Raw genomic sequence first — 26,322 nt, forward strand, 5'->3', positions numbered from 1 at the left:
CGGTTAAGTCGCGAGGCTGAGCGCCTGCACCTAGGCGGGTAAGCACGCTACAGAATCGTGTCCAGCGCCGTAGCGAATCTGGCGACGGCACTGTCGACGTCCTTGAGTTTGTCCAGACCAAACAACCCGACGCGGAAAGTCTTGAAGTCGGCGGGCTCATCGCATTGGAGGGGAACGCCAGGCGCGATCTGCAGGCCGGCGTCAGCGAATTTCTTGCCGCTTCGGATGTCGTCGTCGTCCGTGTAGCAGACCACAACCCCCGGCGCCTCGAAACCTTGCGCGGCCACGCTTCTGAAACCCTTGTCGCTCAAGAGTGAGCGAACGCGCTTGCCAAGTTCGAGTTGATCCGCTTTGACCTTCTTGAAGCCGTATGCCTCGGTTTCCATCAGCACATCGCGCAACGTCGCGAGACTGTCCGTGGGCATCGTGGCGTGATACGCAAAGCCGCCCTTCTCGTACGCTTCCATGATCTGAAGCCATTTGCGAAGGTCACAGGCGAAACTGGTGCTCGTTGTCGCTTCGATCCTTTCGCGCGCAAGCGGGCTCAGCATCACCAGTCCGCAGCATGGGGATGCGCTCCATCCTTTTTGCGGCGCGCTGATCAGAACATCGACGCCGCACGCCTCCATGTCGACCCAGACGGTACCCGAGGCGATGCAATCGAGTACGAACATTCCGCCGACAGCGTGAACGGCGTCGGACACGGCGCGCAAATAGTCGTCCGGCAGCATCATCCCGGATGCGGTTTCGACGTGAGGCGCAAAGACCAGATCCGGCTTCTTGTCCTTGATCGCAGCGACCACTTCCTCGATCGGTGCCGGTGCAAAGGCGGCCTGCCTTCCCTGTTCGACCGGGCGCGCCTTCAACACCGTCGCTTCAGACGGAATGGCTCCCATGTCGAAGATCTGCGACCATCGGAAACTGAACCATCCGTTGCGGATGACCAGGCACTTCTTGTTCGTCGCGAACTGCCGGGCAACGGCCTCCATGCCGAAGGTCCCACTGCCAGGGACGACAACAACCGACTTCGCGTTGTAGACTTTTTTAAGGTTGTTGGAGAGATCGCGCATGACGCCCTGAAAGAGCTGCGACATGTGATTAATCGATCGATCCGTGTAAACGACGGAATATTCGAGCAGCCCGTCGCGATCAACATCGGGAAGTAACCCTGGCATGTCCGCCTCCGAAAAATGGACGAATAAGAGAACCGAAAGCAGATTCTAACCACTACGAGCCCTCGATCCTATGTCTCAGCGCCTTGCATCCTGCAGTTGTGGTCAGCTTACTGCCCAGGTCGTCGGCGATCCAGTACGGGTTTCCATCTGCCATTGCCTGGCTTGCCAGCGCAGAACGGGCAGCGTCTTCGGCCAGCAGGCCAGGTTTCTTCGCGAGAACGTGTCGCTTTCGGGCGTCTCATCCGAGTACATTCGGGTCAGTGACGAAGGCTCCCGAATCAAATTCCACTTCTGCCCCAACTGCGGCTCGACCGTCTTCTACGAGCCCGAAGGGTTGGAGGAATATCTTGGCATCCCCGTCGGGGCGTTCGCCGATCCGGGCTTTCCGGTGCCAAGCGTGTCGGTCTATGAGGAACGCATGCACGCCTGGGTCATTCCGCCAGCTGACGCTGAGCACATTCGTTGAGCGGGCGCCGAACGCCAAACGGCACCCGGCGCTTCGGTCCGAGATTCGAGTCACGCTTCGTCGAGAAATTGACGCACGTGACCCACATAGGTCGACGGATATTGGAACAATGCGCCGTGACCCGAATTCGGGTACACAATCAGCGTCGCATTCGGGAGTGATTCGGCGAGGACCATCGAATTCCGCGTGGGGATCATGACGTCGTTACTGCCGTTGGTCACCAAAACCTTATGTGGGATCTGATTGAGCTTGCATGCGGCATCGCCGGACCTGTTGGCCCAATCCATCATCGCCTGCAACTGCGTTGGCGCCACTTCAGCACTGATCGGCGCGTCGGCTTCCCCAGTCCGCGATTTCAGACGGGCGACAAACGCTTTCGCGGCACGCTGGCCGTTGTCGTCGGGTGGAAAGAACAGGCGCTCAAGCTTCCCGTAAGGATCGATCGACTCATCGGTATAAATCGAAAGCAGTTCGGGGCGGTCCATCCCAGCCCCTTCGCCACCCTCCGGCGCACTACCCGAGATCACGAGTCGCTCGATCCGTTCCGGACGCGCGATCGCGAGCTCTTGAGCGAGAAAGCCACCTAAGGAAAATCCGAGAACGTTGACTTTGGCAAGCTCGATTGCATCGAGGAACTGTTCTACATGGCGCGCCATCTCTACGATGGAGTCTGGAACCTTCCCGGTGGAGCGCCCCACTCCCGCGTTGTCGAACAGGATGACCTCGCGGTCTGACGCGAGTGCGTCGACGATTGCGGGATCCCAGTTATCGAGCGTGCCGGTGAAGTGTTGAAGGCACAGTACCGGCAATTTCTCCGGCGTGCCAAAACGCCGATAGGCATACGTGGTGCCCGCGACATCGACGTAACGATTCGGGGCCGTCAGCGAAGTATGAATGCTCATGCTGGCTTGATCCTGGTTCGGTGACGACTAAACGAACGCAATGTCCGAAAGATCGATCGAGACAACGAGCGGTTCCGGCGTCGAATTCCCATCGGCGAGGCGCGGATAAATACGTCGCTTGGTGGGAATGCGAATCCCGGACACGGTCGTATATTCGTCCACGTAGTGAGCGCCGGGCGTGTTGCCTGCGATCTCGACGTCATAGTCGAGCCGGCGAACGAGGTAGTCCTCGCCGACGTAGATCGCTTGAACCTTGCTGAACACCTCTAGCGATTTCGGATAGCGCACGCGCACCTTTCGCCAGACCTCTCCTTGTTCAGTCCAGGCGCCTGCATCCTCCGATTCGACACCGTCCCATGCGAGTACGAAGGGTGTATTCAGGTACGTCCACATCGCGCACCCGGCGAAGAATGCCAATTGCAGCTTGTCCCAAGGCGTATCAAGCGCGTGCCCGGCGAATGAGTGTCGGGGCGCATCGCGGCTGTCGATGACGTCACCTGCAGCGTTGACGAGCGCGATGCGTTCGGCCGTGAAATCGCTCTTGACGGAGGTGTCCCCGAACGGATGGTGTGATGCCCACTGACGTACCGTCGACACGGTCACGACGGTATCGTCGAGTACCCCGGCTTGCCCCTTCAGCTGCCACAGCGCGCCACCTTGGTGAAGTCGTGCACGAAGCGTTTCGAACTGCTTCCAGCGTGCGAGGCCTCCATGGGCATCGAAAATCGATTCAACGAGCTTTTGCATTGGAAATCCAGTAAGTAAGTCGACAGAGTTCGCAGCCTAAATAGCGCAGCTCGAATGTACTCACTGAACAACCACGCAACCATTGTGCGTTCGATCAACGCGAACTACGCCCGACGTTAATGCGGATCACCCCTGGGTATAAGCGCGGCAATAAGGTCGGCAGCCAGTGCATTCGCTTCGGGTATCGGCCTCAGCGGTGAACATTCGTCGGAGGTTTGCACTCGGCGAAGCTTGGTATCTGCGCTTGCGATTGGAAGACCTATCCCCAGGGATAGCTGTTTTGAATCTTACGGACCAGGAACGCCGTCCGCGGGCAAGGCGCTTCCATTCCGCCGGACAAGTGCTTTTCAGTTCGCAGCCTTATAACCTCGAAGCGAAGTCAGCAACACGCTGGACGTCCCGTTCAGCCGAGCCGCGAACCACACGTACCTACGCGCCGCGCGTGCGTAGCGCGCTCACACCTTCTTACCCTATCAAAGGATTTTTGATGAACTCGTCGTCCGTCTATCGTGTCGTGCAAGCGACGCAGCCCGGCAAACTCGAACTCGCTGAGCGACCGCTCGTCGCTCCTGCTTCAAGTGAGGTTCGCATCAAAGTCGACGCGTGCGGCGTGTGCCATTCGGACGCTGCCACCGTCGAAGGCCTGCTCAATAGCCACTGGCCCCGCGTTCCCGGCCACGAGCTCGTCGGCACCATCGATGCGGTCGGCGAAGGCGTGCACGCGTGGAAGGTTGGCGATCGTGTGGGTGTCGGCTTTCTGGGCGGCAGTTGCGGACAGTGCCGTTTCTGCCGGCGCGGCGACCTCGTCAATTGCGAGAACCAGGAAATCACGGGCGTACATCGTGACGGTGGCTATGCTGAATACACTTATGCACGGCCGTCGGGCCTCGTTTCCGTACCGGATGATCTGAACTCCGTGGCTGCTGCGCCGCTTCTGTGCGCCGGGCTGACCACTTTCAGTGCACTGCGCAATTCGTCGGTCAAGGCCGGCGAGCTTGTCGCGATCATCGGTATCGGTGGCCTTGGCCATCTGGCCGTTCAGTACGCCAATCGGATGGGCTATGAGGTCGTCGCGATCGCACGCGGCGCCGAGAGAGAAGCGCTCGCTCGCAAGCTCGGCGCGCATCACTACATCGACAGTGCGTCGACCAACGTAAGCGACGCATTGACAGCACTCGGCGGCGCAAGTCTGATTGTCGCGACCGCGTCCTCGGGCGACCTCGTGTCGCAGAGCATCAAAGGACTGGCGCCCAACGGAAAGGCCATCGTGCTCGGCGCGACCGCTGAACCCATCACGGTGGCGAGCAGCGATCTTCTGTTCGGGAGCCGGATCGTTCAGGGTGCATTGACCGGCGATCCCGATACCGCCGATGCGACGCTACGATTTAGCCGACTCACGGGCGTCGAGGCGATGATCGAAACCATTCCGCTCGATCAGGCTGTAGCCGCCTATCGCAAGATGATGGACGGCAAGGCACATCTTCGAGTCGTGTTGACGATGTAGGCGGTCGGCGTCTTCGTCATCGGCATCGCCTCACCGGTGCTGATGACGCTGCACTGATCCGTTCACGCGATACGCAGTTCGGAAAGCACACCGAGCGCTTCGAGCATCCTGATCAAACTCGTGATCGACGCGGCTTCCATTTTTCGCATCGCGGAGCTTCGATGAAACTTGATGGTGATTTCGCTCAGGCTCATTTCCGCGGCGATCTGCTTGTTCATCAAGCCCGCGGCGACCTGGAGAATGACGTCGCGCTCGCGCGGTGTCAGCGACTCATAACGGACGCGCAACTCATTCTGCGTGTGGCGCAGCGCGCGCGACGACGCGTCGTCCTTGAGCGCTGCAACAACAGCGTCAATGACCCGCTGATCCTTGACGGGTTTGACCAGAAAGTCTGCAGCGCCTTCTTTTATCGCCTGCACCGACATATCGATATCACCGTGCGCGGTCAGGAAAATGACCGGCATCTGGACCTTCTGCTTGCGCAGTTCGCGTTGGAAGGCAAGCCCGCTCTCGCCTCGCAGTCGCACGTCGAGCAACAGACAGCTCGGCACGTCCGCCTTTGGAAGTTCGACAAATGACTCCGTGCGCTCGAATGCGAATACGGAAAACCCGGCCGAGCGTAGCAACGTTGTCAACGCAAAGCGCAATGAATCATCGTCATCGATTACATAGACGATTGCGTTTTCGCGGGGCGCGAGATCGGATCCGGCTTCGCTTTCCATTTTGCCCTCCAAGACTCTTGACACAGCCTCGTAAAATCCCGCGCCGTCAAGTAGTGCAAGGCCAGGAAGCCCCCGGCGCGAGACGGCGATGATACCGCGATTCGATGTTCGGATTCCGACGATGGTTGCGCGGCGAGGAAGGACCTGCCGTCGCGCCAGGCTTTATATGCTCACTCGATGCATTATTTTGAACATATAATTTCCGCGAATCCGTCACCCATCGGGAACGCATCAATCGCGACGGCGCGTGTCCGTTTTTGTTGCGATCTCGACCCCGATTTCTGACCCTACGCATGCCAAGCGAAACAACTGCTGCCGCCCGGCAAAACAACCAAGCGGTCGTGTACGTAATCGACGACGACCCCTCACTGCGATTTGCACTCAACACCCTGCTTCGTTCGGCTGGCTTTGACGTCCATGTGTTCGAGCGCACGGCACAATTTATTGCGTTCGAGAAGCCCGATGTCCCGAGCTGCCTGGTCCTCGACGTGCGTCTGCACGGAGAAAGCGGCCTCGCGTTTCAGACTGAAATCCGCGCGCATCGACTTCATATTCCCATCATTTTCCTCACCGCGCATGGCGACATCGAGATGTCTGTGCGCGCGATGAAAGATGGCGCAGTGGATTTTTTGTCCAAGCCGGTAAAGGACCAGCGCGTGATCGACGCGGTGGTCGCTGCGCTCGCTAAAGACACGTCACTCCGCAGTGTGCGCAGAACGCAGGATGAGCTACGTGCACGCTTCGAGACTCTGACTCGTCGCGAGCGCGAAGTCATCGTTCAGGTGGCCAACAGCAAGATGAACAAGGAAATCGCCGCGGCACTCGCGGTCAGCGAAATTACAGTCAAGGCACATCGGGCGGCTGCCATGCGGAAAATGGGCGCTTCATCCTTGGCCGAACTCGTGCGACAAATGGAATGGCTGGGCCCCGTTACCGAATCGACTTATGACTAAGCCTCTCGATATCCAATGGGTTGACGGCGATCGCATTTTTGCGCGCGAGCGCGCTGACGGCAACGACCGCTCACAGGTCATTGTCGTACGTCCGGCAGCGCCACATCCGCATCCCGATACCCTCGCACGCTTGACGCACGAGTTCGATCTGCGCTCGAACCTCGATGCGAATTGGGCGTTGAAGCCCCTGGAACTGTATGCGTCGGGATCCGCCGTTCGACTCAGCCTCGATGATTCGGGTGGTGTTCCATTGAAGTCGCTACTCGGGCGTCCCTTGGCGCTCACCGAATTCATGCTGCATGCGTCGGGCATCGCGTCGGCGCTTAGCCAACTGCACGACGCCGGCGTCGTTCATCGCGATTTGAAACCGTCACACGTTGTGGTCTCCTCTCGCGACGGGCGGGCCCGCTTTACAGGCTTCGGGCTCGCATCGCTGCGTCAGCGGCAGCAAGAAGCCCCGGAGCGAACCTCGTCGTTGATCGGCACGCTCGCTTATATGGCGCCGGAGCAAACCGGGCACGTGGATCGCACAATCGACTCGCGCAGCGATCTTTACTCCCTCGGCGTGATCTTCTTTGAAATGCTGACCGGAGAACTTCCCTTCTCGGCGCAGGATCCGAGCGGATGGGTTCACAGTCACATCACAACCGTTCCGTCATCGCCAAGCGAACGCATTGATTCAGTACCGCCTATCGTTTCATCGATCGTGTTGAAACTTCTCGCAAAGGCACCCGAAGACCGGTATCAAACCGCCGGAGGGTTGGCACGCGATCTACAGCGCTGCCTCGACGCGCTGGAGAATGAAGGTTCCATTGCAGAGTTCGCCCTCGCCCAATCCGATCGACCGGATCGCTTGCACATCCCCGCGAAATTGTACGGTCGGGTCCGCGAGCTCGACAGATTGGCGGAGATTGCACGCGGCGTGATCCGGACCGAAAAACGGGGCATGGTGTTAGTTTCAGGGCCCTCGGGTATCGGCAAGTCGGCCCTTGTCACCGAACTTCGTCGAAGCCTCGGAAGCGAAAACATCTGGTTCGCAGCCGGAAAATTCGATCAATACAGAGATGTTCCGTACGTCACGTTACTGCAAGCGGTGCGCGAAATCGTACGCAGCTTGCTCGGCTATTCCGATGGACAACTCGCTGTCTGGCGTTCGCGGCTGCTCGATGCGCTAACGCCCAACGGGCGCTTGATTACGGAAATGATTCCGGAACTCAAGCTCATCATCGGTGAGCAGGAATCGGTGCCCGAACTCGAGCCACAGCAATCCCTCCATCGCTTCCAAATGGTGTTCCAGCGCCTGCTCGGCGTGTTTTCAACTGCCGAACGACCGCTGATTCTTTTCGTTGACGATTTGCAGTGGATCGACACGGCCACGCTCGACTACCTGGAATATGCGCTCGTGCATTCGGACCTGAATCACCTGCTTGTGATCGGCGCCTATCGATCCGACGAAGTCGGCCCCGAGCATCCTCTGATGTCGAAGCTCGCCGCCCTTCAAAGCCAGGGTGTGACTGCCGAAGACATTCGTCTCGCGCCGCTTTCGATTCGCGAAGCCAGTCATCTGGTCAGCGACGCGCTCAGGAGCGACAGAACCTCCGTCGCCACTCTTGCAGGACGCATCCACGACAAGACGGGCGGCAACCCCTATTTTGTCGCCCAATTTCTGCAGTCTCTCGCGGAAGAAGAACTGCTTCGGTTCGATCATGTGGACGCCATCTGGCGGTACGACCTCGACCGCATCGAACGCAAAGGGTTTTCGGACAACGTCGTCGACCTGATGATCGCGAAGCTGCGCAGGTTACCAGAGATAACACAGCGGCTGCTGGGTCGGTTTGCTTGTCTTGGTAACGTCGCGACGATCGACTATTTGTCGATCATCTCAACGCTCCCCGAAGCCGAGATCCACGAGACATTAAGTCCGTCGCTCGACCACGAGCTGGTTGTCCGGGACGGCGACCGCTATTGCTTCAGTCACGACCGGGTTCAAGAAGCGTGCTACGTCCAGATACCCGATGCCAAGCGAGCCGAAGTGCACCTCGGCATCGGGCGACTGCTCGGCGCATATTTTCACGACAAGCCGCGCGAAGGCGATTGCATCTTCGACATCGTCAATCAGTTCAATCGCTGCATCAAGATGATCGTGAGCCCGGAAAACCGGGTACGCCTGGCAGAGGGGAATATGTCCGCGGCTCGCCGGGCCAAGGCATCGAGCGCCTTCAAAACGGCGATTGGCTATTTGACGCTGGGGCGGGGTTTGCTCGGAGAGGCGCCGTGGACCACGTTTCCCGCGCTCACGCTCGAGTACGAACTCGCGCTTGCGGAATGCGAGTTCGTGACGGGCAATCCCGCCTCGGCCAGATCGCGACTCGATACGCTGCTCGAGCACGTCAAGGACGCACGGCATCGGTCGAGAATTACGTGCTTGCTTCTCGATGTGTTGCTCACCCTCGACGAGAGTGAACTTGCGATCGAAGCATGCCTCGGCTATCTGAGAGGCGTCGGCATCGACTGGAAGGCTAAACCTGCGCTCGCAGATGTCAGACATGAATTCGAGCAAGTCAGGGACCAGTTTCGCCGCGCATCGTTCGACGAACTCCTAGCTCACCCCGCAATGGAAAACGAGGACGTGCTCGCGACAGTCGAGTTGCTCGGCCGGCTTCTTCCAGCAGCGATCATGACCGACTTCAACCTGTACGGGCTCGCGGCCTGCAAGGCAACGAGCCTTTGCATCGAACACGGCCATTGCGACATGGGCTCGGTTGTCCTTCACTACTTCGGCGTGACGGCTCAGCGACTCTTTGGTGACTTCGACCTCGGCGTGAAGGCAGGCAATCTCGGCTTCGCGTTGGTCGAACAGCGCGGATTCAAGCGATTCGCAGCGCGTACGTATCTGGGTCATGCGCTCGGGACATTGCGCTGGTCCGCCCCCATTCGCGATAGTCGCGAACTGTTGGTGCGAGCGATCGATGCGTGCGACCAGGTCGGTGATCTGACCCATGGACTGTATGCACGGCAGAACCTCAATTCCGACCTGCTTTTCGAAGGCGTCGTGTTGGCTCGCGCGCGCACTGATATTGAAAACGGCCTGGCTGTCGCTCGTGACGCTTCGTACCAGTATGTCGTTGACAACATCTCCGTGCAGCTCGCATTGACTCAGAACTTGCTCGGCCTCTCGAAGGCGTTCGGGCGGCTCGACAGCGAGCAGTTCGACGAACACCACTTCGAAGCGTACGTCGAAGACGGCCGGCTCTCGTTCGTCAAATGCTGGTACTGGATTCGCAAGCTCCAGGCACGATTCCTTGCCGGAGACTACGAGACCGCAGCCACTGCTGCGAATGTAGCGAAAGCATTGATCTGGATCACCGAGCCCGGATTCATCGAACAGGCCGAATACCATTTCTACGCTGCCCTCGCGAAGGCACAGGCTTGCGTGACGTCGAACGACGAAGCACGCCGGCACACGCTGAGCGAGCTCGTCGAACATCAGCAGAAGCTTGCAATGTGGTCGAACAGCAGCCCGGCGAATTTCGAGAATCGCGCGGCGCTGATCGCAGCCGAGATCGCACGTCTTGAGGGTCGGACTCAGGACGCAATGGCTCATTACGAGGCCGCGATCCGCTCATCACATGCGAACGCGTTCCCTCACAACGAAGGCATTGCAAACGAACTTGCGTCCGCGTTCTACGCGCGTTCCGGTTACACCGTCATCGCAGATGCGTACCTGCGCAACGCCTACTATTCGTATCTCAGATGGGGAGCGCAAGGTAAGGTGCTACACATGGAACGGCGTCATCCCCAGCTTCGCGTCGTCAGTTCCCTCTCCGCACCGACCCATACGACGGGCACCCCGGTCGAACGGCTGGACGTCGAAGCCATCATCAAGTCTTCGCAGGCGATCTCAAGCGAAATTCTGCTTGAGAACCTCACCGACACGCTGTTGCGTACGGTGCTCGAGCAATCGGGAGCCAATCGCGCGCTTCTTGTTCTGGATCAGGAAGGTCAGCTCACCGCATCGGCCGAGGCAAGAGCGGAAAGTGGCCAGATACAGGTCCGGATTCTCGACGAGGCGCTTGATTCGGCTGCGCACCCTACACCTTTGATTCTGCATGCCTGGCGCACCGGAGAAAGCGTCGTCATCAGCGACGCCGAATCGGAGTTGCTTCTTAACGCCGGAAGCGACGGCACTGAAGCCGGGGCACGCTCTATCTTATGTGTGCCATTGCAAAGCCGAGCGAGGCTCACGGGAGTCCTCTATCTGGAGAACACGCTCGCAAACAAGGTGTTCACTCTGGACCGAACAACGACACTGCGAATCATCGCCTCGCAGGCCGCGACCGCGTTCGAAAACGCGAGGCTGTACCGTGACGCGCGCGAGAACGAGTCACGATATCGCGAGGTGCAGGCTGAACTTGCCCATGCGAGCCGGGTCGCCACCATGGGACAACTTGCGGCTTCGATTGCTCACGAGGTCAACCAACCGATCGCCGCCACCGTCTTTAACGCCGGCGCCGCATTGCGGTGGTTGCACGCCATGCCACCGGACACCGGTGAAGTCGAAGAAATTCTGAACCGGATCGTCCTGGACGGGCGCCGAGCCGGTGACATCGTCGAGCGTATTCGCACTCAAATCAAACGCGCCCCAGTCACGCGCTTGCCGATTGATATTGCTTCGGCAATCCACGACGTTGTCGCACTGACGCAGCATGAGTCACTCGCACATCAAGTTTCGGTGACGACGACCCTCGACGACGCCCTTCCACTCATCCAGGGCGACGCCATTCAGCTTCAGCAAGTCGTGTTGAACCTCGTGATCAACGCCATCGAGGCAATGAAGGACCAGGCGGCCGGCGCGAGAGAGATTGCAGTCGCGTCCGCGCGCCACGACGAACACTTCGCGATGATCTCCGTGTCGGACACCGGACCCGGTGTCGCAGATGCGGACTTCGAACGTATCTTCAACTCTTTTTACACCACGAAGGCATCGGGTCTTGGTATGGGCCTGTCGATCTGCCGCTCGATTGTCGAATCGCATGGCGGAAGACTTTGGGCAGACGCGAATTCACCTTCGGGCACCTGCGTCAAATTCACGGTGCCGTTTTCGGTGGGTGCGCTCGATTCAGCGGCAGGCTCGTGAGAGAGCGTTCAATCGTTGAGGACTTAGGGTAACCGCGTAGTGCCATGGCATAGTTTCGGACGCTCCGCTGCAGAGTTAGGCTACGAGAGGGGCTTGCTTGACGCCTCCCTGGACAACGCCTTTTCTACGCGCGCCGCGCTTGCGAGATCTCTTCTTGTGGACAAAGACGATATGCGTGATCGACGATGAGTCGTCGGTTCGACGCTCGATCGATTCGCTGATCCGATCGACGGGACACCGTACCCGGCAGTTCGACTGTGCCGAGGCGTTCATCGCATTGGCTGGCGAGGCAGCGTGCGATTGTGTGGTGACGGATGTCCAGATGGGCGGGATGTCTGGTGTCGACTTACTCGCGCAACTACGCGAACGCGGAAGCTCGGTGCCATGCATTGTGGTGACGGCTCACGCCACTGCCGACTTGCAAGAAAAGGCGCAGCGATGTGGCGCCCTTTGCGTCCTCAAAAAGCCCGTTCATCCCGATGAGCTCGTCTACTGGATATCTGTCGCGCTAGGGGACGCTTGATCTCGGTCCTCCGGGTGCGATGTTCAAACCGGGAAACAAAGCCCCCTATACCCGAGGCTATCGAATTCGACCCTTAAGTGTCGTTTTGAATGCTCCAAGGCGCAATTGTTTGACCTTCAGCGAATCGCTACATTCGCTTACCCCAAGCTTTCCTTGTCATCGCGCATTTGAAAGTGGCGTTGGGGTGTCTCGCAAACGCAGTCTTGCCTTCCGCCAGCTAGATGGCTTCACGGAGTGAATTCGATGATGGACGGCCCAGACGACAGGCCAGCGCCGCCGATGGTCTATATCGTCGACGATGACGCGACGATACGCACGTCGCTATCGAGCCTGTTGCGCTCGGTAAAGCTCCGCGCTCAGGCGTTTTCGAGCCTGAGCGACTTTCTCGACGCGACCATGGAAGATGTTCCGAGTTGTCTTTTACTTGACGTCAGGCTTCGTGGAGAAAGTGGTCTCGTGTTCCAGGGCAGTGTCGAGGACCGCCCTGATATCCCGATCGTCATCATGACGGGCTACGCCGACGTCGAGATGTGTCGACAGGCGATGAAAAACGGCGCGATCGATTTCCTCGCGAAACCATGCTCGGACCATGACGTCATCGACGCTGTGCATGCCGCGCTCGAAACAGATGCCCAGAGGCGAGCAACGCGCCGTGTGACGGCCGCACTTGAATTCGCCTACGAACGGCTTAGCGTTCGTGAGCGCGAGGTCCTGGGACTCGTCGTCGGCGGTGCGCTGAACAAGCAGATCGCAGACCGCCTCGGCATCAGTCTGATCACCGTCAAAGTGCATCGCGCATCCGTCATGCGCAAGATGCAGGCCTCTTCGCTGGTCGATCTTGTTCGGATGGCCGAACACATGGGGATCGAGACCTCGCCCCTACTGCCAGGCGTCTAGTTGCGTGACACATCCGCCGACGCGAGGCACATGTGGCGAAGTCCAAAGCCCGCTTGTCGGTGTTTCGCTCGAATTCATGCCTGGGATCCGCAAGAGACCAGCGCCGGGAGCGCGCTAAAGGTTGCTCGATGTAGCTGTATCGCTATAACGGAGTTTGTGGCGTGGGGACCCGGTCCTCACGCCATTTTTTTGCGGCGAGATTTCGACTCCATCAAACCTCACGGCTTATAGAGGTGTCCGGGCCGGGGCATATAACCGACACCTTCGTATAAAGGTGACCCTCCCTTTCACCGTTTTCGATGACCGAAGAGCCGATGGCGCGCGACTTTGCGAATTCGTATCTTCCGATTGCATGAAATTGCAACAGTTTCAAGCGATCGCAAGATCCAATTTCGGAGAGTTTGTTTGGACACGATGTACGCGCCGATCGGGCGGATATCAGACTTTGCGCGCCCTACCGACGGGGTTCGACTGGAACATGCATGGCGCTGCCAGCCGACGCAAGACGATAGCGATGGCATCTCGTTCGCACGGTGGCGTCTGCACGGCAACGCTCCGCGAATTGTCGAACATGCAGGCATCACGGACGCTTACTGCGTGGCGATAGCAATGGCCCAAACAACGCTCGTACTCAAAGCCGATGACAGGCCGATCTGGAGCGGACGTCTACCCGAAGGCAGCATTCAAATTACTGCGCCGGGCGTCCATACCCGAGCGACCTTTGAGGGCGCGAGCGATGTGCTTCACATGTTTATCCCCTGCGCGCTTGTGACTGGCTGGCACGATACCCACGCGAGCGGCGCCCCTGTCGTCGCGCGCGCACTCAACGACCCCACCATTTTCCGCGATGCGCATCTGCATGCGTTGAGCGCCACGTTGATCAAGGACGCCTTCACGGACGCCGTGTTTGGCGATTTTTATGAGGAAACTATTGGACTGGCGATCGTCGCACGACTGACCCAAGTGCGAGCGCCTCAGTCGAACGTTTGCAAGAAGGCGGTGTCTCCGCTCGCTTCGTGGCGCCTGCAGCGCGTGCTCGATTTCGCCGAAGCACATCTGTCCGGTGCAATCACGCTCGCAGATATGGCGAAAGTTTCCGGGATTACCTGCATGCATTTCGCCGCTCAATTTCGCGCAAAGACCGGCATGAGGCCACACGAGTATGTGCTGCGCATGCGAATCGAGCGCGCACAGAACCTGTTGCTCGACCCGGAGCATTCACTCATCGATATCGCGCAAGCCTGCGGATTCAGGTCTCAGCCTCACTTCACCTCCGTCTTCAAGCGCTTCGTCGGTGCGCCCCCTCAGCAATGGCGGCGAAGCGCTCCGGCCGCCTCGCTATGTCAACGCCGTCACGACCCAGTGCCTCCGGCGTTCGCCCATCTTCGTTGACGCCCCGCAAAGTCCGCACCGACTTTCCCCTAAGGCCATGAGTTCGCAGTCGACACTGACCACCTCTCATGAGCGCGCATTCAACGCGCAGGACGCCAAGCCTCAAACGCAACAGGCTTTGCCGGGTCCGACTGCGTCACATGGGTCTTATCCGGCGTGCCGTTAAGCGGATCGGAAGACGTGAAGATCTCGCTGGCAAAAAGCCACGCATGCCGCTGTGCGTCGTAGCGAAACGTGATGAAGTCCGTCCAGTGTTCGCCGCACGCGACGCCGTTCTGCACGGTGAAGTAGTTGCCCTTGACCGCGAGCCCGTCGTAGCCGTCGTCGAAAGGATCGCATTGGCCACCCTCGTTGGCACGCAGCACCACCGTATCGTTGCGCGCGATGATTTGATACTTACCGCTTGCCCGTTCCTCGAAGATCAGCAACGGACGCGGCGACGGGCTGTCCGTCGAATCATCAGGCCGGTGGGCAACGACGAGATAGCTTTGACCGCCGCCTTCGATCCGGGGGCCCGCGCTGAATGCCATGGCTTCATAGCCGGACGGTAACTGCGTCGCAATGGCCGCCGGAAGGCCGGTGGCATGCGCGGTCGCGGACGCTGCGACGAGAGCCGCCGGCAAAAGGACACGTTTGATCGTAAGCATCGCGGCAGTCATCGCGTGAGTGTCGATGGTGCGCATTTTACTTGCCACAGAGGAAGCGCCGACTCAACGCCCCCTACACTTCCAGCCATTCCTTGCGGACCTGAGCGTTGTGCTTCAACTCGTCCGGCGTGCCCTCGAAGACGATATGTCCATGACCCATGACATAGACGCGCTGCGAGATATCGAGTGCGATCGCGAGTTTCTGCTCGATCAACAGCACCGATACGCCGCGTTCCTTGAGCGCCTGCAGATACTCGCCCACGAGCGTCACCATCTTGGGCGCCAGGCCTTCCGTCGGTTCGTCGATCAGGATGAGATCCGGGTCGCCCATCAGCGTGCGGCATAGCGTCAGCATCTGCTGCTCCCCGCCCGACAGCACACCCGCAGCCGTGTTTTCGCGTTCCTTGAGCCGGGGAAACATGCCGTACATATCGGCCATCGCCCAACGCGACTTCGCCCTGCGCTGATTACGCTTCTGCCCCAAAAGCAGGTTCTCGCGCACGGTCAACGCCGGAAAAATATCGCGGTTCTCCGGGACATAGCCGATCCCCAGCTGTGCGATTTCAAACGTGTGTCGACCGAGGATCTCCCTGTCGCGAAAGCGCACCGACCCCGTGGCCTTGACCATGCCGAGAATCGTCTTCGCCATGGTCGAGCGGCCGACGCCATTGCGTCCGAGCAGCGTCACAATCTCGCCTTCATCCACATGCACATCCACGCCCTGGAGAATGTGGCTCTTGCCGTAGTAAGCGTGCAGTCCTTGCACGGTCAGCATCGTGCGATCCATCACTGCTCTCCCTCGGCAAGACTTTCATCGAGCGTAGTGCCGAGATACGCCTCCTTGACCTTGCTGTCGTTACGGATCGCTTCAGGGGTGCCCGTCGCCACGACCTCGCCATAGACCAGCACTGAAATTCGATCCGCCAGACCAAACACAACACCCATATCGTGCTCGACCATGACCAGCGTTTTGCCCACCGTCACGGTGCGAATCAGTTCCACGGCCTGGTCGGTTTCCGAGCGGCTCATGCCGGCCGTCGGCTCATCGAGCAGAATCACCTCGGCACCACTGGCGATCGTGATGCCGATTTCGAGCGCGCGTTGCTCAGCGTAGGTCAACAAGCCGGCCTGAGTGTCGCGAAGCCGTTGAAGGCCGATCAACTCCAGCACTTCGTCTGCACGTTCACGTGCGTCGTGCAACTTCGCGAGGCGATGCCAGAACGAGTACTTGTAGCCGAGCGACCACAACACGGCACAGCGCAGATTCTCGAACACCGAGAGCCGGTGAAAGATATTGGTGATCTGGAAACTGCGCGACAGCCCCATGCGGTTGATCACAAAAGGCTGGAGTCCGCCAATCTCTACGCCGTTGAGCTTCACCGAGCCGGAGCTCGGCGTGCTGCGGCCCGAGATCAGGTTGAAAGTCGTCGACTTGCCCGCCCCATTGGGTCCGATCAGCGCGTGACGCTCCCCCTTCGGAATACTCAGGTTGATGCCCCGAATGATCTCCGTCTGGCCAAAGCGCTTGCGCACGTCCGTCAACTCGAGTGCCGCAGTCATACGCCGCCTCCTGCGATCTCTGTCTGTACCTGATCCCAGTCGCGACGGACTTGCGCCACCGCCCACCGCCCGCAAAGCCCACCCAGCACCCAGAGCACGGCAGCGACGCTCCAGGGCTTGAATGAAGCGGCGTCGAAGGCGAAGCCGGCTAACGTCATGCCGGTGCCGTTGTCGCTGTCGAACTGCAGCTTGTAGACGAGTTCGACCGTCAGGATCAACGCTGCGAGCACAATCAAGCCGGCACACGACGCCATCGCATACGACGGCACCATGCGGCCCAGCTTGCGTGCGCTGATCAATGGCACCTGCTTCATCAGCACGCTCGCAATGCCACCCGGCACGAACATGACGGCAAGCACGAAGAAGAGGCCCAGATAGAGCAGCCATGCATGGGTCAGGCTCGAGAGCGCGACAGCGAACAGCACGAAGATGACGGCGCCGATAACGGGCCCGAAGAAGAAGCCACTGCCGCCGATGAACGTGGCCAGCAAGACGCCGCCGGATTGCACCGCACCGACATTCTCGGCCGTCACGATTTCGAAGTTGATGACCGACAGGCCGCCCGCGATGCCAGCGAAAAATGCCGACAGGATCATGACCAGATAGCGCACCCGCCGCGTGTCGTAGCCGACGAACTCGGCCCGCTCGGGATTGTCGCGCACGGCGTTGGCCATACGACCCAGCGGCGTCTGCGTCCACGCATACATCGCAATCATCGACAGCAGGCACCAGACCGCAATGAGGTAGTACACCTGGAGGCTGGAGCCATACGTGATACCGAGCACCGCATGGCCGACCACGCGGTTTGTCGAGACCCCGCCTTCACCGCCAAAGAAGTCGGGAAACATCAGCGAACTCGCGTAGACCATCTCGCCGATGCCGAGCGTGATCATGGCGAACGTGGTGCCCGCTTTCTTCGTGGTCACATAACCGAACAGCACGCCGAATAGCGCGCCGCCGAGGCCACCCACAATCGGTAGCAGCGACACCGGCAGCCAGATAACGCCTGCGCCGATTGCGTTGAGCACGTGCACGGCAACAAAGGCACCGAGACCGGAATAGATCGCATGACCGAAGGACAACATGCCGGACTGACCGAGCAGCATGTTGTACGACAGCGCGAAGATAATCATGATCCCCATCTGCGACAAGAGCGCGATGGAGAACCTGCTCGAGAAGCACAGCGGCATCGCCAGCATCACCAGGACAGTCGCCCCCCAGATGCCAAAGCGTACGAGCTGGCCGCGGCGCTCGCGCGGACGGTGCTCGGCCGCCGCCGGCTCGTAGCGTTGCTGCGTTGTTGTTTTCATAGTCTAGCCTTCGCGGGTTCCCATCAGGCCGGACGGGCGCACGATCAGCATCACCACCATCAGCAAGTAAGGCAGCACCGGAGCCATCTGCGACAACGTGAGCGTCCACACCGACGACAGCACGGTCGCGCTCGTCACATGGACGCCGGCGAGCGCGAACAGATCGGCGAGCGAGGCGTTGATGGCCACCGCGAACGTCTGCAGCAATCCGATCAAAAGTGAGGCGACGAAGGCGCCGCCGAGCGAACCCATGCCCCCCACCACGACCACGACGAACACGATCGTGCCGACCGACGCGGCCATCGAAGGCGCAGTCACAAACGCATTGCCGCCGATCACCCCAGCCAGACCCGCCAGCGCAGCGCCGCCCGCGAACACGAGCATGAACACGCGCTGTACGTTGTGGCCGAGCGCTTCGACCATCTGCGGATGCGTCAAAGCAGCCTGAATCACGAGTCCGATGCGAGTGCGTGTCAGCGTCAGGTACATGGCGACGAGCATCAACACCGACACGAGCATCATGAAGGCGCGGTACTTCGGAAACGTCGACGTGAACACCTGAAACAGCGGGCCATCGAGCTCGGGCGGAATGCGGTACGGCACTGCAGCCTGCCCCCACGCCAGCTTGACACCCTCTTCGATCAGATAAGCGAGGCCGAACGTGAACAACAGCTCTGCGACATGTCCGTACTTGTGAACGGTGCGCAGGCCGAAGCGCTCGACCAACGCACCGACCACCACCACGAGCAGCGGTGCAAGAACCAGCGCTGGCCAGAACCCAAGGTGGCTCGCAATCGTGTACGCGAAATACGCGCCGAGCATGTAAAAGCTGGCGTGCGCGAAATTGAGCACGCCCATCATGCTGAAGATCAGCGTAAGGCCCGACGACAACAAGAACAGCAGCAGCCCGTAGCTGATGCCGTTCAGCAGGGAGATGACGAAGAATTCCACGTGCTGCTCACCTCTATTGCGGGCGCTTCATCTGGCACGTGGTCGGCAAGCTCGCGGAAGGCGCATCGAGAACGGCATCCGTACGCCAGCCGTAGCCGGTCCCTTCCTGGTCGTATTTGATGTCCTTGCCGTCGGCCTTGACCCAGGTGCTGATGACCAGCGGCTGTTGCAGCTGATGATCGGCTGCGCGCATCTCCACGTTGCCGTTCAGACTCTGCACCTTCATGCCCTCGAGCGCATGAGCCACCTTGACGGGGTCCGTCGAATGCGTTTGCTTGAAAGCCTGGCTCAACATGTTCAGCGCCGTATAGGACGCGATCACATAGTAGTCGTCGTTGTACTTCTTCTTGAAGGCATCGAACAGCTGGCCCGCTTGTGCCGGGTTGCCGCTCGTGTTCGGACCGAAATAGCCGATGTACTTGACGTGCTCCGCGCCGGCTGCACCCATGGCCGTCGGCACGCCCGTGGTGGGCGCATAGTAGGTGTAGAAGTTAGCCGTGACGCCCGCGTCCTTGCTTGCCTTCACCAACAGCGCGAGGTCGCTGCCCCAGTTGCCGGTGATCACCGTATCCGCGCCCGACGACTTGATCTTGCTGGCGTACGGGGAGAAATCCTTGACCTTGGCCAGCGGGTGGAAATCGTCGCCGACAATTTCGATGTCCGGGCGCTTGCGCTTGAGGGCTTCCTGGGCTTTCTTCGACACGTCGTGGCCGAAGGAATAGTCCTGGTTGATCAGATAGACCTTCTTGACGTGCGGATCCTTCGCAAGATACGTCGTCAGCGCCTCCATTTTCATATCGGAGTTGGCATCGAATGCGAAGTGCCAGTAGTCGCACTTGGCATTGGTCATCGCCGGATCGACCGCGGCGTAGTTCAGGTAAATGATTTCCTTGCCGGGATTACGCTCGTTGTATCGCGACACAGCGTCTTCGAGCGCCATGCCGACTGAAGAGCCGTTGCCCTGCACGATATAGCGGATACCCTGATCGGCGGCTTCATTGAGAAGCGTGAGGCTTTGCTGGGGCGACAAGTTATTGTCGAATCCGACCACTTCGAGTTTCGGACCGCCGGTCCAGTTTTGCTGGTTGGCGAGGTCTGCCACGAACTGCCAGCTGTGCAGTTCGTTGGTCCCCAATGAACCCATCAGGCCAGACAGCGGATCGATAAACGCGATCTTCACTGTCTCTGCATGCGCGGTACCCGAAGCGAGGGCGATGACGGCGGATGCACCCGCCAGAATGCAACGCATTTTCTTCATTCGATGTCTCCGACGACTGTTGAATCGATTCTTTGTTCGATTTTCTCTACCGCGTCTACGCTTTGCTGCGTTACTGCGGGTCATCTCGTGTCGAAGCGCGACCCATTGCACGCAGCGGCTCGTTTCGGGCGCGTCCGGCTTGCAGGCAGGGGACGCTCTGGCGAGCTGGCTCGATGGTAAGGGCCGGGCACCACAAAGGCGAGGTCAGTTTCGGACGCAAAAGAGTGCGCCGCGGACACGGATGCCGCCGGAACGGCTGTGCTCCTTGGTGTGCGGGGAGGAACTGCGGCGGGCTAGGATTTGTACGTAAGCGGAAGTCCTATTCGTGAAAACCAGTGAGTGCGCCGGCCGTTTGTGCAGGTCGGTTCGATCGGCTGTCGTCGACTGTGGAGTCAACAGGTGGACGTGACCGTCGGACGCAACAGCACAAGGCTCGTGTGGCCAGCGCATCTCGCTTGTGCGGGCTGCCGGACTCCTGCCCTACGCTCTGCTCTAACGAAGATTCGCTTGAAAAAACGCGAGCGCCATCTCGTCTAACTGCTGGTGAAAGACGGTCCGATCGAAGTCGTTCGCATCGACGCAAATGCCCGGCTCTTTGCTCTTCACCGCCGCAGGACATGGAGCAAGAAACGCAAAATGCGCCGCGTTGGGAACGATGTGAAATTCAGGTTTTTGAGGAAGCAGTTTGACGATTGCGTCAGCATGGCGCGGGAGCACGCCGGAACCACCGAATTGGGAAGCCCAAAGCTGAATGGGCGCTTTCACATTCTTCAGGCTGTCCGCAGACGGGAATGCATCGAAGGGATCCGCCAGCACAAAGGCTTTGATCCGCGCGTCATGCGTCAGATGGTCGGTGGGCACCTCTCCACTCTTGACCTGCTTGCAAATCGGAGCTCTCGGGTCCGGGCACGTAATATCGGCGTGCGGGAAATCCGGATTACCACCCGCTAACACCAGGCCCGTGTAGCCGCCGCGCGAAAAACCAAAGAAGCCGATCCGTTGCGGGTCGATTCTGGCCGCGTCGGGAGCGGCGCTCAGCATGTAGTCGATAAGCCGCTTGATGTCCGTCGGTCGCTCGACGAACACCGACATATCGTCGGCGCGACTCATATCTGAGAAGGTATCGCCCGGATGATTGATCGCCGCGACGACAAAGCCCGCGTCGGCAAGGGTCTGGGCGAGGTCTCGGTGTCCGAGGTACGAACCGCCATAGCCGTGTGAAATGACAACGAGGGGAAGCTTGTCGCCAACGGTCGGACAATCGCGCCGTCCCTTCAGGACATAGGGACCGACCGGCACCTCTTGGGGAGGCTCTGCACAGGGTGTCCACACAATGGCTTTCAACGCCGGACCGCCGGAATCGGCGGGGATCTGCGCGAACTTGATTCCCGCGGCGTGTGCAATCGCCGTGGACACGCACAACAAAACGGCCAGGATGAACGTTTTCATGTGGTTTTGAGGAAACGAAGAATCTCAAGTTTTGGGAGATTGTGCCGTCATCTTCAAGAACTGCTCTCGACGGCTGCGCGAACACATACGAGGCTTCGAGGCCCCCAAGTATCGACCCAACCGACTCCCTGTGCGTACTGTCGCGAAAATAGTTGCTTTGATTCTGTTGAGCGCTTCATCCGCACATGGAAACGTTCGCTTGCAGCGCGATAGTGGCGTCTCCATGCAACATAGACGCATGGAGACTTCATTCTTCCTCGGCGGAAATCCTTACACTCCGGCTCTGGAAACGCGTGTCCAGGCGCATCTGTATTTCAGACTTGGGTTACTCGACCTGAGGAGTCAGCGCTTCGCGGACGCAGTCGATGATTTCACCCGAGAGCTGAACCTTACATCTAGCTTTGCGGCGCTTGTTAACCGACAACTTGCCTATCGGGAACTCGGCAACCTCGATGCAGCTCTGCTCGATGGAAACGAGGCTGTGAAGAAGGCACCGATGCGCGAGCTTTCATATCGCGAACGCGCTCAGACCTATTTCGCGAGACACGACGATCAAGCCACGATAAGGGACTATTCCACCGCGATCGCTCTTGAGCCCGGCGATGCGTATGCCTGGCTCGGCCGTGCCATTGCGCGCTACCACTCCAACGCTCCATCCGATGCGATGCAGGATGCCGCGCATGCCATGGACATTGCACCGACGGACGATTGGGTCAGCTATCGCGCAGGCCTGGCCCAACTGGATGCCCATCAATACACCGATGCCGTTCAATCGTTCAACGCAGCGATCCGTCTCGCCCCGAAGGACACGCGTCGCTACCTGGACCGAGCTAAGGCCTACGATGCACTCGGAGATATAAGCAGCGCCCTATCTGACGTGAAAGCAGCCTTGGCGCAAAACCCTGACGACAAAGAAGCTCTTTTCCGAAGCGCGCTACTGTATGAACACGCGGGCGACTACAGGCGTGCTATTGCTGAGTACACATACCTGATCGATCACGGCAATCCGTCCGCTTCAGCGTATCAATATCGCGCCGACGATTTCATGACGCTAGGACAGGATGCTCTGGCAGTGCGGAGTGTCGACGATGCGCTCCGGATCAAACCAGACTATCGTCCCGCGAAGTTTCTGAAGATGCGTTTGGCGTTCTACACGCACGACTACGCGCGAGCGCTTGAGTATGGTCGCAATCTTCTGTCTGCCGGACACGGCAGCATGACTGCTTACCACCTCATTTGGTATCACCTTTCTGCAACGGTTGCGAACAAGGACGACCAACGCGTATTGACCGAGACTGCAGACCATCTCGATACAACAGAATGGCCGCTGCCCGTCGTCGCTTTCTATCGCGGGCATCTCGACGAGCAACAACTTGTCTCTGCGGCTCAGACAGGAGATTCAGAGACTTCCAGATCGCAAACCTGCGAAGCGTACGCGTACATCGGAGCGCTCTATCTGGGAGAAAACCGAGTGAATGATGGTCGGAGGTATATCGATCAGGCTCTCGATGTCTGCCCGCCAGGTTTCGTCGAAAACGAGCTAGCCATGCATGAGCGTGCAGACCCGAGCGCTCGACACCAGTGATGAGGGAGAGTGATGTCCATCACTTACGCTTAACTAGTACGCGCTGCCGGGCGTATCAAAGGATGGCGTTCTGCTCCCCAACCCGAACGCGGACCAACCTTGCAGCGCAAATGAGCTCTACCTTTTCCAATGATTTGCAGGCAGCCTTCATGAGACAGCTACGGTCCCGTTATGAGCAAACATACTCGGGACCGCTGTTGACGTCGGAGGACATGGAAAGCTGGACAGAAATCGTCGGCTCGACGCGCCGTAACGCGTACGACGCGATGGGTCGGCATCTAGCAATCGGGTTTCACGAGGGCCGACTTCCCTTCTGGTTTTGTGACGCAGTCGCTATCGCTGTAATCCGGTTCGCGTATGAGGACCTCTCCACGTCGGGCGAAGACGCGTGGCCCCCGTTATTCAGCGAGGTATATCTAGCTTTTGACGCGGGCGAACTCGGTCCTCCGGGAACAGATCCGATCGAGGACCACACCCGTCCCATGATTGCGAAAATAGTACATATGTTGGGCAGCAACGCCTCGTGACCGATTCCGGCCGAACGCAACCTCACTCGAGCGACGGCGTTCGGCCCCACGCGGACCTTCAGATTTTCTGAAATCGGCCGTTCATAAAGCACAGTCGGTACGTCGTGCATCGCGCCGTGGCATGTTTGAGTCAACTCGGTTTGGAGCAATGGATATGAAGGTCGCTACGAAGCGTTTGTGTGGGACGGTGTTTGTCGCGCTGCTTTTGGTTCTCTCAGACAATGCGCTCGCCGACAGCGTCGCACCTCAGTCCTTCTCGGTAGATCCGAAGATCGAAAAAATCGCCGAAGCGTACGCATTGGACGCGGTCGATCTCGCGGCAGGACGCTATGCGACAAAACTCAATTGGTCGGATGCGAGCGTTGCTGACGTAGAGAAGATTTTGGGCCAAATGAGCCTGACGTACGCGAGCACGGCCCCAAAACCCACAGATGAACAGGTCATGGCTTTCGCAAAGGTGTTCGGAAGTTACGTGGGCGAGGTATATCGCCGTAATCACGGAGGCCAATGGGGTATCGTCACGCTCGGCGGCGAGCATTATCCAGGCATGCAAACCGCGGCCGGAACTGACTTTTGGCCTTGGGGACGAGCATTCGATCGAATTAAAAAGGGCGCCGACGAGGATATTGCCGCGTACTACAGTGTGCTGCTGAAGAAATAGACAACCGAGCGCCTTCTAGTTCCAACGGCTTCGATGCGAACGAGGTTTCGACAGAACGACGCGCGTGCGACGGGCGTCTGATATTGGCTGGCCGAGTACGGCTCCATGAGACCGACTGCAGACGACCCGGAGCAGACGATCATGCCATGCGTGCGACTGACCGCTCTCCCTTCAATAGCTGACCCAACGAATGCCGGAAAAATAACCCCATCGCCTACTCAGCGTTCTTCCTTTGTATTGCGGATCTGGCGCTCGAGTTCGATTCGGGTCTGCTCGAGCTGGTTGGCGATGAGTTCCTCGTCGGGCAAGACCATCTTGTATTCTGCGGCGAGAATCTTGTTGGGCAGGTTATCCAGCGCGTAGCGCGCCTTCAAGGTCGGTTTCCGAATACTCATCCTTAAGATCCAGAAACTCCAACACAAACGGATCACGGATCGCCTCCTCTGGAGTGAGCGCGTCGCCCGTCCCACAGCGCTCTGCGTTTTGTAGAAGAGCCGCTTTGTTGCGCGACAGTGCGCACCGCTCGAAAAGCTGGCTGGAGATCTGGCGGTCGAGTTGTCGAACCGACCAACCCTCGCGCAGCGCCTCTGCTTCGTAAAAGCCGCGTGCCTCCTTCGTTTTCACCGATAGCAGGCGCACGTATGCGGACCGCGGTAAGGCAAACCGAGCCGCCAGCATCATGAAGTTCGTCGACACGTTTAGGGCGTCCGTAAAAACGTGGACCTCCCTGGTCCCCGCAGACGCCGCCTGCGCAATCTCGGAGTCAACCAATTTTCCAGACGGTGTCTGGAAAATTTCCTCCTCGGGCCACGCGCAGTAGAAGGCACGCATGCTGGCCAGATTAGCCGTACCGAAGCCGCGTCCGAAGCGAGGCGTGAGGTCATCGGCCAACTGCGCGATCAGAGCTCAGCCATATCCGGCTCGCGCGTGTCCACCCTGCTCGCAGTTCACGATGCGACGCCCTATCTCCCAGTACGCCGCAGTCATGATTGCAGAGGCTGTGGTCGAAACCGCTTACGACGCGCGGAAACCGATGGGATGGCCCGAATGGAATGCTTAGCTCGGCGTCTAGACGACGCGAGCGGCGCGACTCATGTCATCAACCGTCATTCGATCAATTGGAGTGAGCGACGGCTCTTGGCCGCACGCGGCCCGACGGCATTCGGCATTTAGCGACCCATTCCAGTCGCTCGCTCAGTGATGGCGATTGTCCGGGATCGAGCCTCATGCGGAGACTTCGTTTCGGGTTTAGTAGAATGGGGATGCCATCGTACGCCCTGATCTACAGATCGTCGAAGGTCGCATCGATCGTGCATTGCGTGTCGACATCCGATACGTGCGGTCGGAGCGTTTCGAAACTATCTCGGTCAACACTACAGCGCGCTGGCCACGTCACGTGTGTTTTCCGCGATCTCTCTTAAAATCGCGCTCATTCTCCAACGGTGGTCGCGATCGTGATCGACGAGTTGCTCGATAAGAAAATACACATCGACTTCGCTGTCATCAAATCGAACACCAACGCGATCAAGCGCAAGTTCCGGTGCTTCTTCCAACTGTTGCACCAAACCGAGTCGGAGACTGGAGAACTCTCGAATCGCCTGATCCCCAGCGCGAAGATGGTAACCGCGTTCGACCGGCCAAGCGCTGACATCCACGGGATTTAAGCGTGGGCGAACCTCGTTGATGACTCGCAAGATGCGTGGCGAATAGAGATCGCTCTCGCAGTCCCGCACATGCCATAGGTGCTCGATCAACGGTGAACTATCGTTCGTGGGAATTCGCGTGAGCAACACACTAGAAGCGCCGAGAAATGCTTGTTCAAGAAAATGAGGCATCTCGCGCAACTGATTTAATAGCATAGACTGCTTGAAGTTCGTCATAGCCTCTGATTCCGGGGACGTGGCACGGCAAGATAAATATCATGCGTAGACGAAATCGATCAAGCGGACCTTTGCA

The 26,322-nt window shown here is 59.0% G+C and carries 22 protein-coding genes and 1 pseudogene; 9 read left to right on the plus strand and 14 right to left on the minus strand.

The genetic code is table 11. The annotated features are described in order from the left end of the window. Positions 1–47: 47 nt before the first annotated feature. Positions 48–1,175, minus strand: coding sequence for an aminotransferase class V-fold PLP-dependent enzyme (locus ACMFWR_RS12110; RefSeq protein WP_413191904.1), 1,128 nt, complete (start codon positions 1,173–1,175; stop codon positions 48–50). A 70-nt stretch (positions 1,176–1,245) separates the two neighbouring features. Between ACMFWR_RS12110 and ACMFWR_RS12115 the strand changes: the two genes are divergently transcribed. Further along, positions 1,246–1,641 (plus strand): GFA family protein, encoded by a 396-nt coding sequence (locus ACMFWR_RS12115; RefSeq protein ID WP_413191905.1) that lies wholly within the window; start codon positions 1,246–1,248, stop codon positions 1,639–1,641. 50 nt (positions 1,642–1,691) lie between these two features. Here the strand turns inward: ACMFWR_RS12115 and ACMFWR_RS12120 are convergent, their stop codons facing one another. Both ACMFWR_RS12120 and ACMFWR_RS12125 read right to left on the minus strand, forming a co-directional pair. Next, positions 1,692–2,543, minus strand: coding sequence for an alpha/beta fold hydrolase (locus ACMFWR_RS12120; RefSeq protein WP_413191906.1), 852 nt, complete (start codon positions 2,541–2,543; stop codon positions 1,692–1,694). A 27-nt stretch (positions 2,544–2,570) separates the two neighbouring features. Beyond that, positions 2,571–3,290, minus strand: a complete 720-nt coding sequence (locus ACMFWR_RS12125) for a hypothetical protein (protein ID WP_413191907.1) — start codon at positions 3,288–3,290, stop codon at positions 2,571–2,573. Between the two features lie 487 nt (positions 3,291–3,777). On the opposite strand from ACMFWR_RS12125, the gene ACMFWR_RS12130 reads away from it, so the two are divergent. Beyond that, on the plus strand, positions 3,778–4,794 hold the full coding sequence (locus ACMFWR_RS12130) for an alcohol dehydrogenase (RefSeq protein ID WP_413191908.1): 1,017 nt from the start codon (positions 3,778–3,780) through the stop codon (positions 4,792–4,794). A 62-nt stretch (positions 4,795–4,856) separates the two neighbouring features. On the opposite strand, the gene ACMFWR_RS12135 is transcribed toward ACMFWR_RS12130, so the two are convergent. Next, the gene (locus ACMFWR_RS12135) at positions 4,857–5,516 is read right to left on the minus strand and encodes a response regulator transcription factor (protein WP_413191909.1); all 660 of its coding nucleotides are present in this window, start codon (positions 5,514–5,516) and stop codon (positions 4,857–4,859) included. 293 nt (positions 5,517–5,809) lie between these two features. On the opposite strand from ACMFWR_RS12135, the gene ACMFWR_RS12140 reads away from it, so the two are divergent. The 5 genes from ACMFWR_RS12140 to ACMFWR_RS12160 all read left to right on the plus strand — a co-directional run bounded on the left by ACMFWR_RS12140 (position 5,810) and on the right by ACMFWR_RS12160 (position 14,418). Then, entirely contained in the window at positions 5,810–6,469 is a 660-nt protein-coding gene (locus ACMFWR_RS12140; RefSeq protein ID WP_413191910.1) for a response regulator transcription factor, read from the plus strand. Continuing rightward, entirely contained in the window at positions 6,462–11,606 is a 5,145-nt protein-coding gene (locus ACMFWR_RS12145; RefSeq protein ID WP_413191911.1) for an AAA family ATPase, read from the plus strand. The genes ACMFWR_RS12140 and ACMFWR_RS12145 overlap by 8 nt, the downstream gene beginning before the upstream one ends. Positions 11,607–11,781: 175 nt before the next feature. After that, positions 11,782–12,129, plus strand: coding sequence for a response regulator transcription factor (locus tag ACMFWR_RS12150; RefSeq protein ID WP_413191912.1), 348 nt, complete (start codon positions 11,782–11,784; stop codon positions 12,127–12,129). Positions 12,130–12,372: 243 nt separating this feature from the next. Then, the gene (locus ACMFWR_RS12155; protein WP_413191913.1) at positions 12,373–13,026 is read left to right on the plus strand and encodes a response regulator transcription factor; all 654 of its coding nucleotides are present in this window, start codon (positions 12,373–12,375) and stop codon (positions 13,024–13,026) included. A 609-nt stretch (positions 13,027–13,635) separates the two neighbouring features. Beyond that, positions 13,636–14,418, plus strand: coding sequence for a helix-turn-helix domain-containing protein (locus ACMFWR_RS12160; protein WP_413191914.1), 783 nt, complete (start codon positions 13,636–13,638; stop codon positions 14,416–14,418). Between the two features lie 80 nt (positions 14,419–14,498). Here ACMFWR_RS12160 and ACMFWR_RS12165 read toward each other — a convergent pair whose 3' ends face one another. The 7 genes from ACMFWR_RS12165 to ACMFWR_RS12195 form a co-directional block, all read right to left on the minus strand. Further along, positions 14,499–15,065, minus strand: coding sequence for a hypothetical protein (locus tag ACMFWR_RS12165; protein ID WP_413191915.1), 567 nt, complete (start codon positions 15,063–15,065; stop codon positions 14,499–14,501). Positions 15,066–15,138: 73 nt separating this feature from the next. Beyond that, entirely contained in the window at positions 15,139–15,852 is a 714-nt protein-coding gene (locus ACMFWR_RS12170; protein WP_413191916.1) for an ABC transporter ATP-binding protein, read from the minus strand. Beyond that, entirely contained in the window at positions 15,852–16,625 is a 774-nt protein-coding gene (locus ACMFWR_RS12175; protein ID WP_413191917.1) for an ABC transporter ATP-binding protein, read from the minus strand. Before ACMFWR_RS12175 ends, ACMFWR_RS12170 begins: the two co-directional genes overlap by 1 nt. After that, positions 16,622–17,935, minus strand: coding sequence for a branched-chain amino acid ABC transporter permease (locus ACMFWR_RS12180; RefSeq protein WP_413191918.1), 1,314 nt, complete (start codon positions 17,933–17,935; stop codon positions 16,622–16,624). The genes ACMFWR_RS12175 and ACMFWR_RS12180 overlap by 4 nt, the downstream gene beginning before the upstream one ends. A gap of 3 nt (positions 17,936–17,938) precedes the next feature. Then, positions 17,939–18,886 carry a branched-chain amino acid ABC transporter permease gene (locus ACMFWR_RS12185; protein ID WP_413191919.1) on the minus strand — a complete coding sequence of 316 codons (948 nt, stop codon included), beginning with the start codon at positions 18,884–18,886 and terminating at the stop codon, positions 17,939–17,941. Between the two features lie 13 nt (positions 18,887–18,899). Further along, complete coding sequence (locus ACMFWR_RS12190; RefSeq protein ID WP_413191920.1) at positions 18,900–20,144, minus strand: branched-chain amino acid ABC transporter substrate-binding protein; 1,245 nt, start codon at positions 20,142–20,144, stop codon at positions 18,900–18,902. A 492-nt stretch (positions 20,145–20,636) separates the two neighbouring features. Further along, positions 20,637–21,593, minus strand: coding sequence for an alpha/beta hydrolase family protein (locus ACMFWR_RS12195; RefSeq protein ID WP_413191921.1), 957 nt, complete (start codon positions 21,591–21,593; stop codon positions 20,637–20,639). 238 nt (positions 21,594–21,831) lie between these two features. Between ACMFWR_RS12195 and ACMFWR_RS12200 the strand changes: the two genes are divergently transcribed. Together ACMFWR_RS12200 and ACMFWR_RS12205 are read left to right on the plus strand one after the other, a co-directional pair. Beyond that, entirely contained in the window at positions 21,832–23,178 is a 1,347-nt protein-coding gene (locus tag ACMFWR_RS12200) for a tetratricopeptide repeat protein (protein ID WP_413191922.1), read from the plus strand. 681 nt (positions 23,179–23,859) lie between these two features. Then, entirely contained in the window at positions 23,860–24,366 is a 507-nt protein-coding gene (locus ACMFWR_RS12205) for a hypothetical protein (RefSeq protein ID WP_413191923.1), read from the plus strand. 218 nt (positions 24,367–24,584) lie between these two features. Here ACMFWR_RS12205 and ACMFWR_RS12210 read toward each other — a convergent pair whose 3' ends face one another. From ACMFWR_RS12210 to ACMFWR_RS12220, 3 genes and pseudogenes are all read right to left on the minus strand, one after another. Continuing rightward, complete coding sequence (locus tag ACMFWR_RS12210; RefSeq protein ID WP_413191924.1) at positions 24,585–24,740, minus strand: hypothetical protein; 156 nt, start codon at positions 24,738–24,740, stop codon at positions 24,585–24,587. Then, positions 24,727–25,353: pseudogene (locus tag ACMFWR_RS12215) on the minus strand (DUF1016 N-terminal domain-containing protein); the annotation flags it as partial. The pseudogene ACMFWR_RS12215 and the gene ACMFWR_RS12210, both read right to left, overlap by 14 nt. A gap of 386 nt (positions 25,354–25,739) precedes the next feature. Beyond that, positions 25,740–26,246: a DinB family protein gene (locus ACMFWR_RS12220; RefSeq protein ID WP_413191925.1), complete on the minus strand. Its 507-nt coding sequence runs from the start codon at positions 26,244–26,246 to the stop codon at positions 25,740–25,742. Between the last annotated feature and the right edge of the window lie 76 nt (positions 26,247–26,322).

The organism is Pararobbsia alpina (assembly GCF_965118125.1).
Classification (GTDB): Bacteria; Pseudomonadota; Gammaproteobacteria; order Burkholderiales; family Burkholderiaceae; genus Pararobbsia; species Pararobbsia alpina_A.

Coding starts and splice junctions, on each gene's coding strand:
- ACMFWR_RS12135 (WP_413191909.1), bottom strand. CDS start 5,516: ATGGAAAGCGAAGCCGGATCCGATCTCGCGCCCCGCGAAAACGCAATC.
- ACMFWR_RS12115 (WP_413191905.1), top strand. CDS start 1,246: ATGTCTCAGCGCCTTGCATCCTGCAGTTGTGGTCAGCTTACTGCCCAG.
- ACMFWR_RS12125 (WP_413191907.1), bottom strand. CDS start 3,290: ATGCAAAAGCTCGTTGAATCGATTTTCGATGCCCATGGAGGCCTCGCA.
- ACMFWR_RS12205 (WP_413191923.1), top strand. CDS start 23,860: ATGAAGGTCGCTACGAAGCGTTTGTGTGGGACGGTGTTTGTCGCGCTG.
- ACMFWR_RS12195 (WP_413191921.1), bottom strand. CDS start 21,593: ATGAAAACGTTCATCCTGGCCGTTTTGTTGTGCGTGTCCACGGCGATT.
- ACMFWR_RS12160 (WP_413191914.1), top strand. CDS start 13,636: ATGGCCCAAACAACGCTCGTACTCAAAGCCGATGACAGGCCGATCTGG.
- ACMFWR_RS12110 (WP_413191904.1), bottom strand. CDS start 1,175: ATGCCAGGGTTACTTCCCGATGTTGATCGCGACGGGCTGCTCGAATAT.
- ACMFWR_RS12200 (WP_413191922.1), top strand. CDS start 21,832: ATGGAGACTTCATTCTTCCTCGGCGGAAATCCTTACACTCCGGCTCTG.
- ACMFWR_RS12165 (WP_413191915.1), bottom strand. CDS start 15,065: ATGCTTACGATCAAACGTGTCCTTTTGCCGGCGGCTCTCGTCGCAGCG.
- ACMFWR_RS12145 (WP_413191911.1), top strand. CDS start 6,462: ATGACTAAGCCTCTCGATATCCAATGGGTTGACGGCGATCGCATTTTT.
- ACMFWR_RS12175 (WP_413191917.1), bottom strand. CDS start 16,625: ATGACTGCGGCACTCGAGTTGACGGACGTGCGCAAGCGCTTTGGCCAG.
- ACMFWR_RS12120 (WP_413191906.1), bottom strand. CDS start 2,543: ATGAGCATTCATACTTCGCTGACGGCCCCGAATCGTTACGTCGATGTC.
- ACMFWR_RS12130 (WP_413191908.1), top strand. CDS start 3,778: ATGAACTCGTCGTCCGTCTATCGTGTCGTGCAAGCGACGCAGCCCGGC.
- ACMFWR_RS12190 (WP_413191920.1), bottom strand. CDS start 20,144: ATGAAGAAAATGCGTTGCATTCTGGCGGGTGCATCCGCCGTCATCGCC.
- ACMFWR_RS12140 (WP_413191910.1), top strand. CDS start 5,810: ATGCCAAGCGAAACAACTGCTGCCGCCCGGCAAAACAACCAAGCGGTC.
- ACMFWR_RS12170 (WP_413191916.1), bottom strand. CDS start 15,852: ATGGATCGCACGATGCTGACCGTGCAAGGACTGCACGCTTACTACGGC.
- ACMFWR_RS12155 (WP_413191913.1), top strand. CDS start 12,373: ATGATGGACGGCCCAGACGACAGGCCAGCGCCGCCGATGGTCTATATC.
- ACMFWR_RS12220 (WP_413191925.1), bottom strand. CDS start 26,246: ATGACGAACTTCAAGCAGTCTATGCTATTAAATCAGTTGCGCGAGATG.
- ACMFWR_RS12180 (WP_413191918.1), bottom strand. CDS start 17,935: ATGAAAACAACAACGCAGCAACGCTACGAGCCGGCGGCGGCCGAGCAC.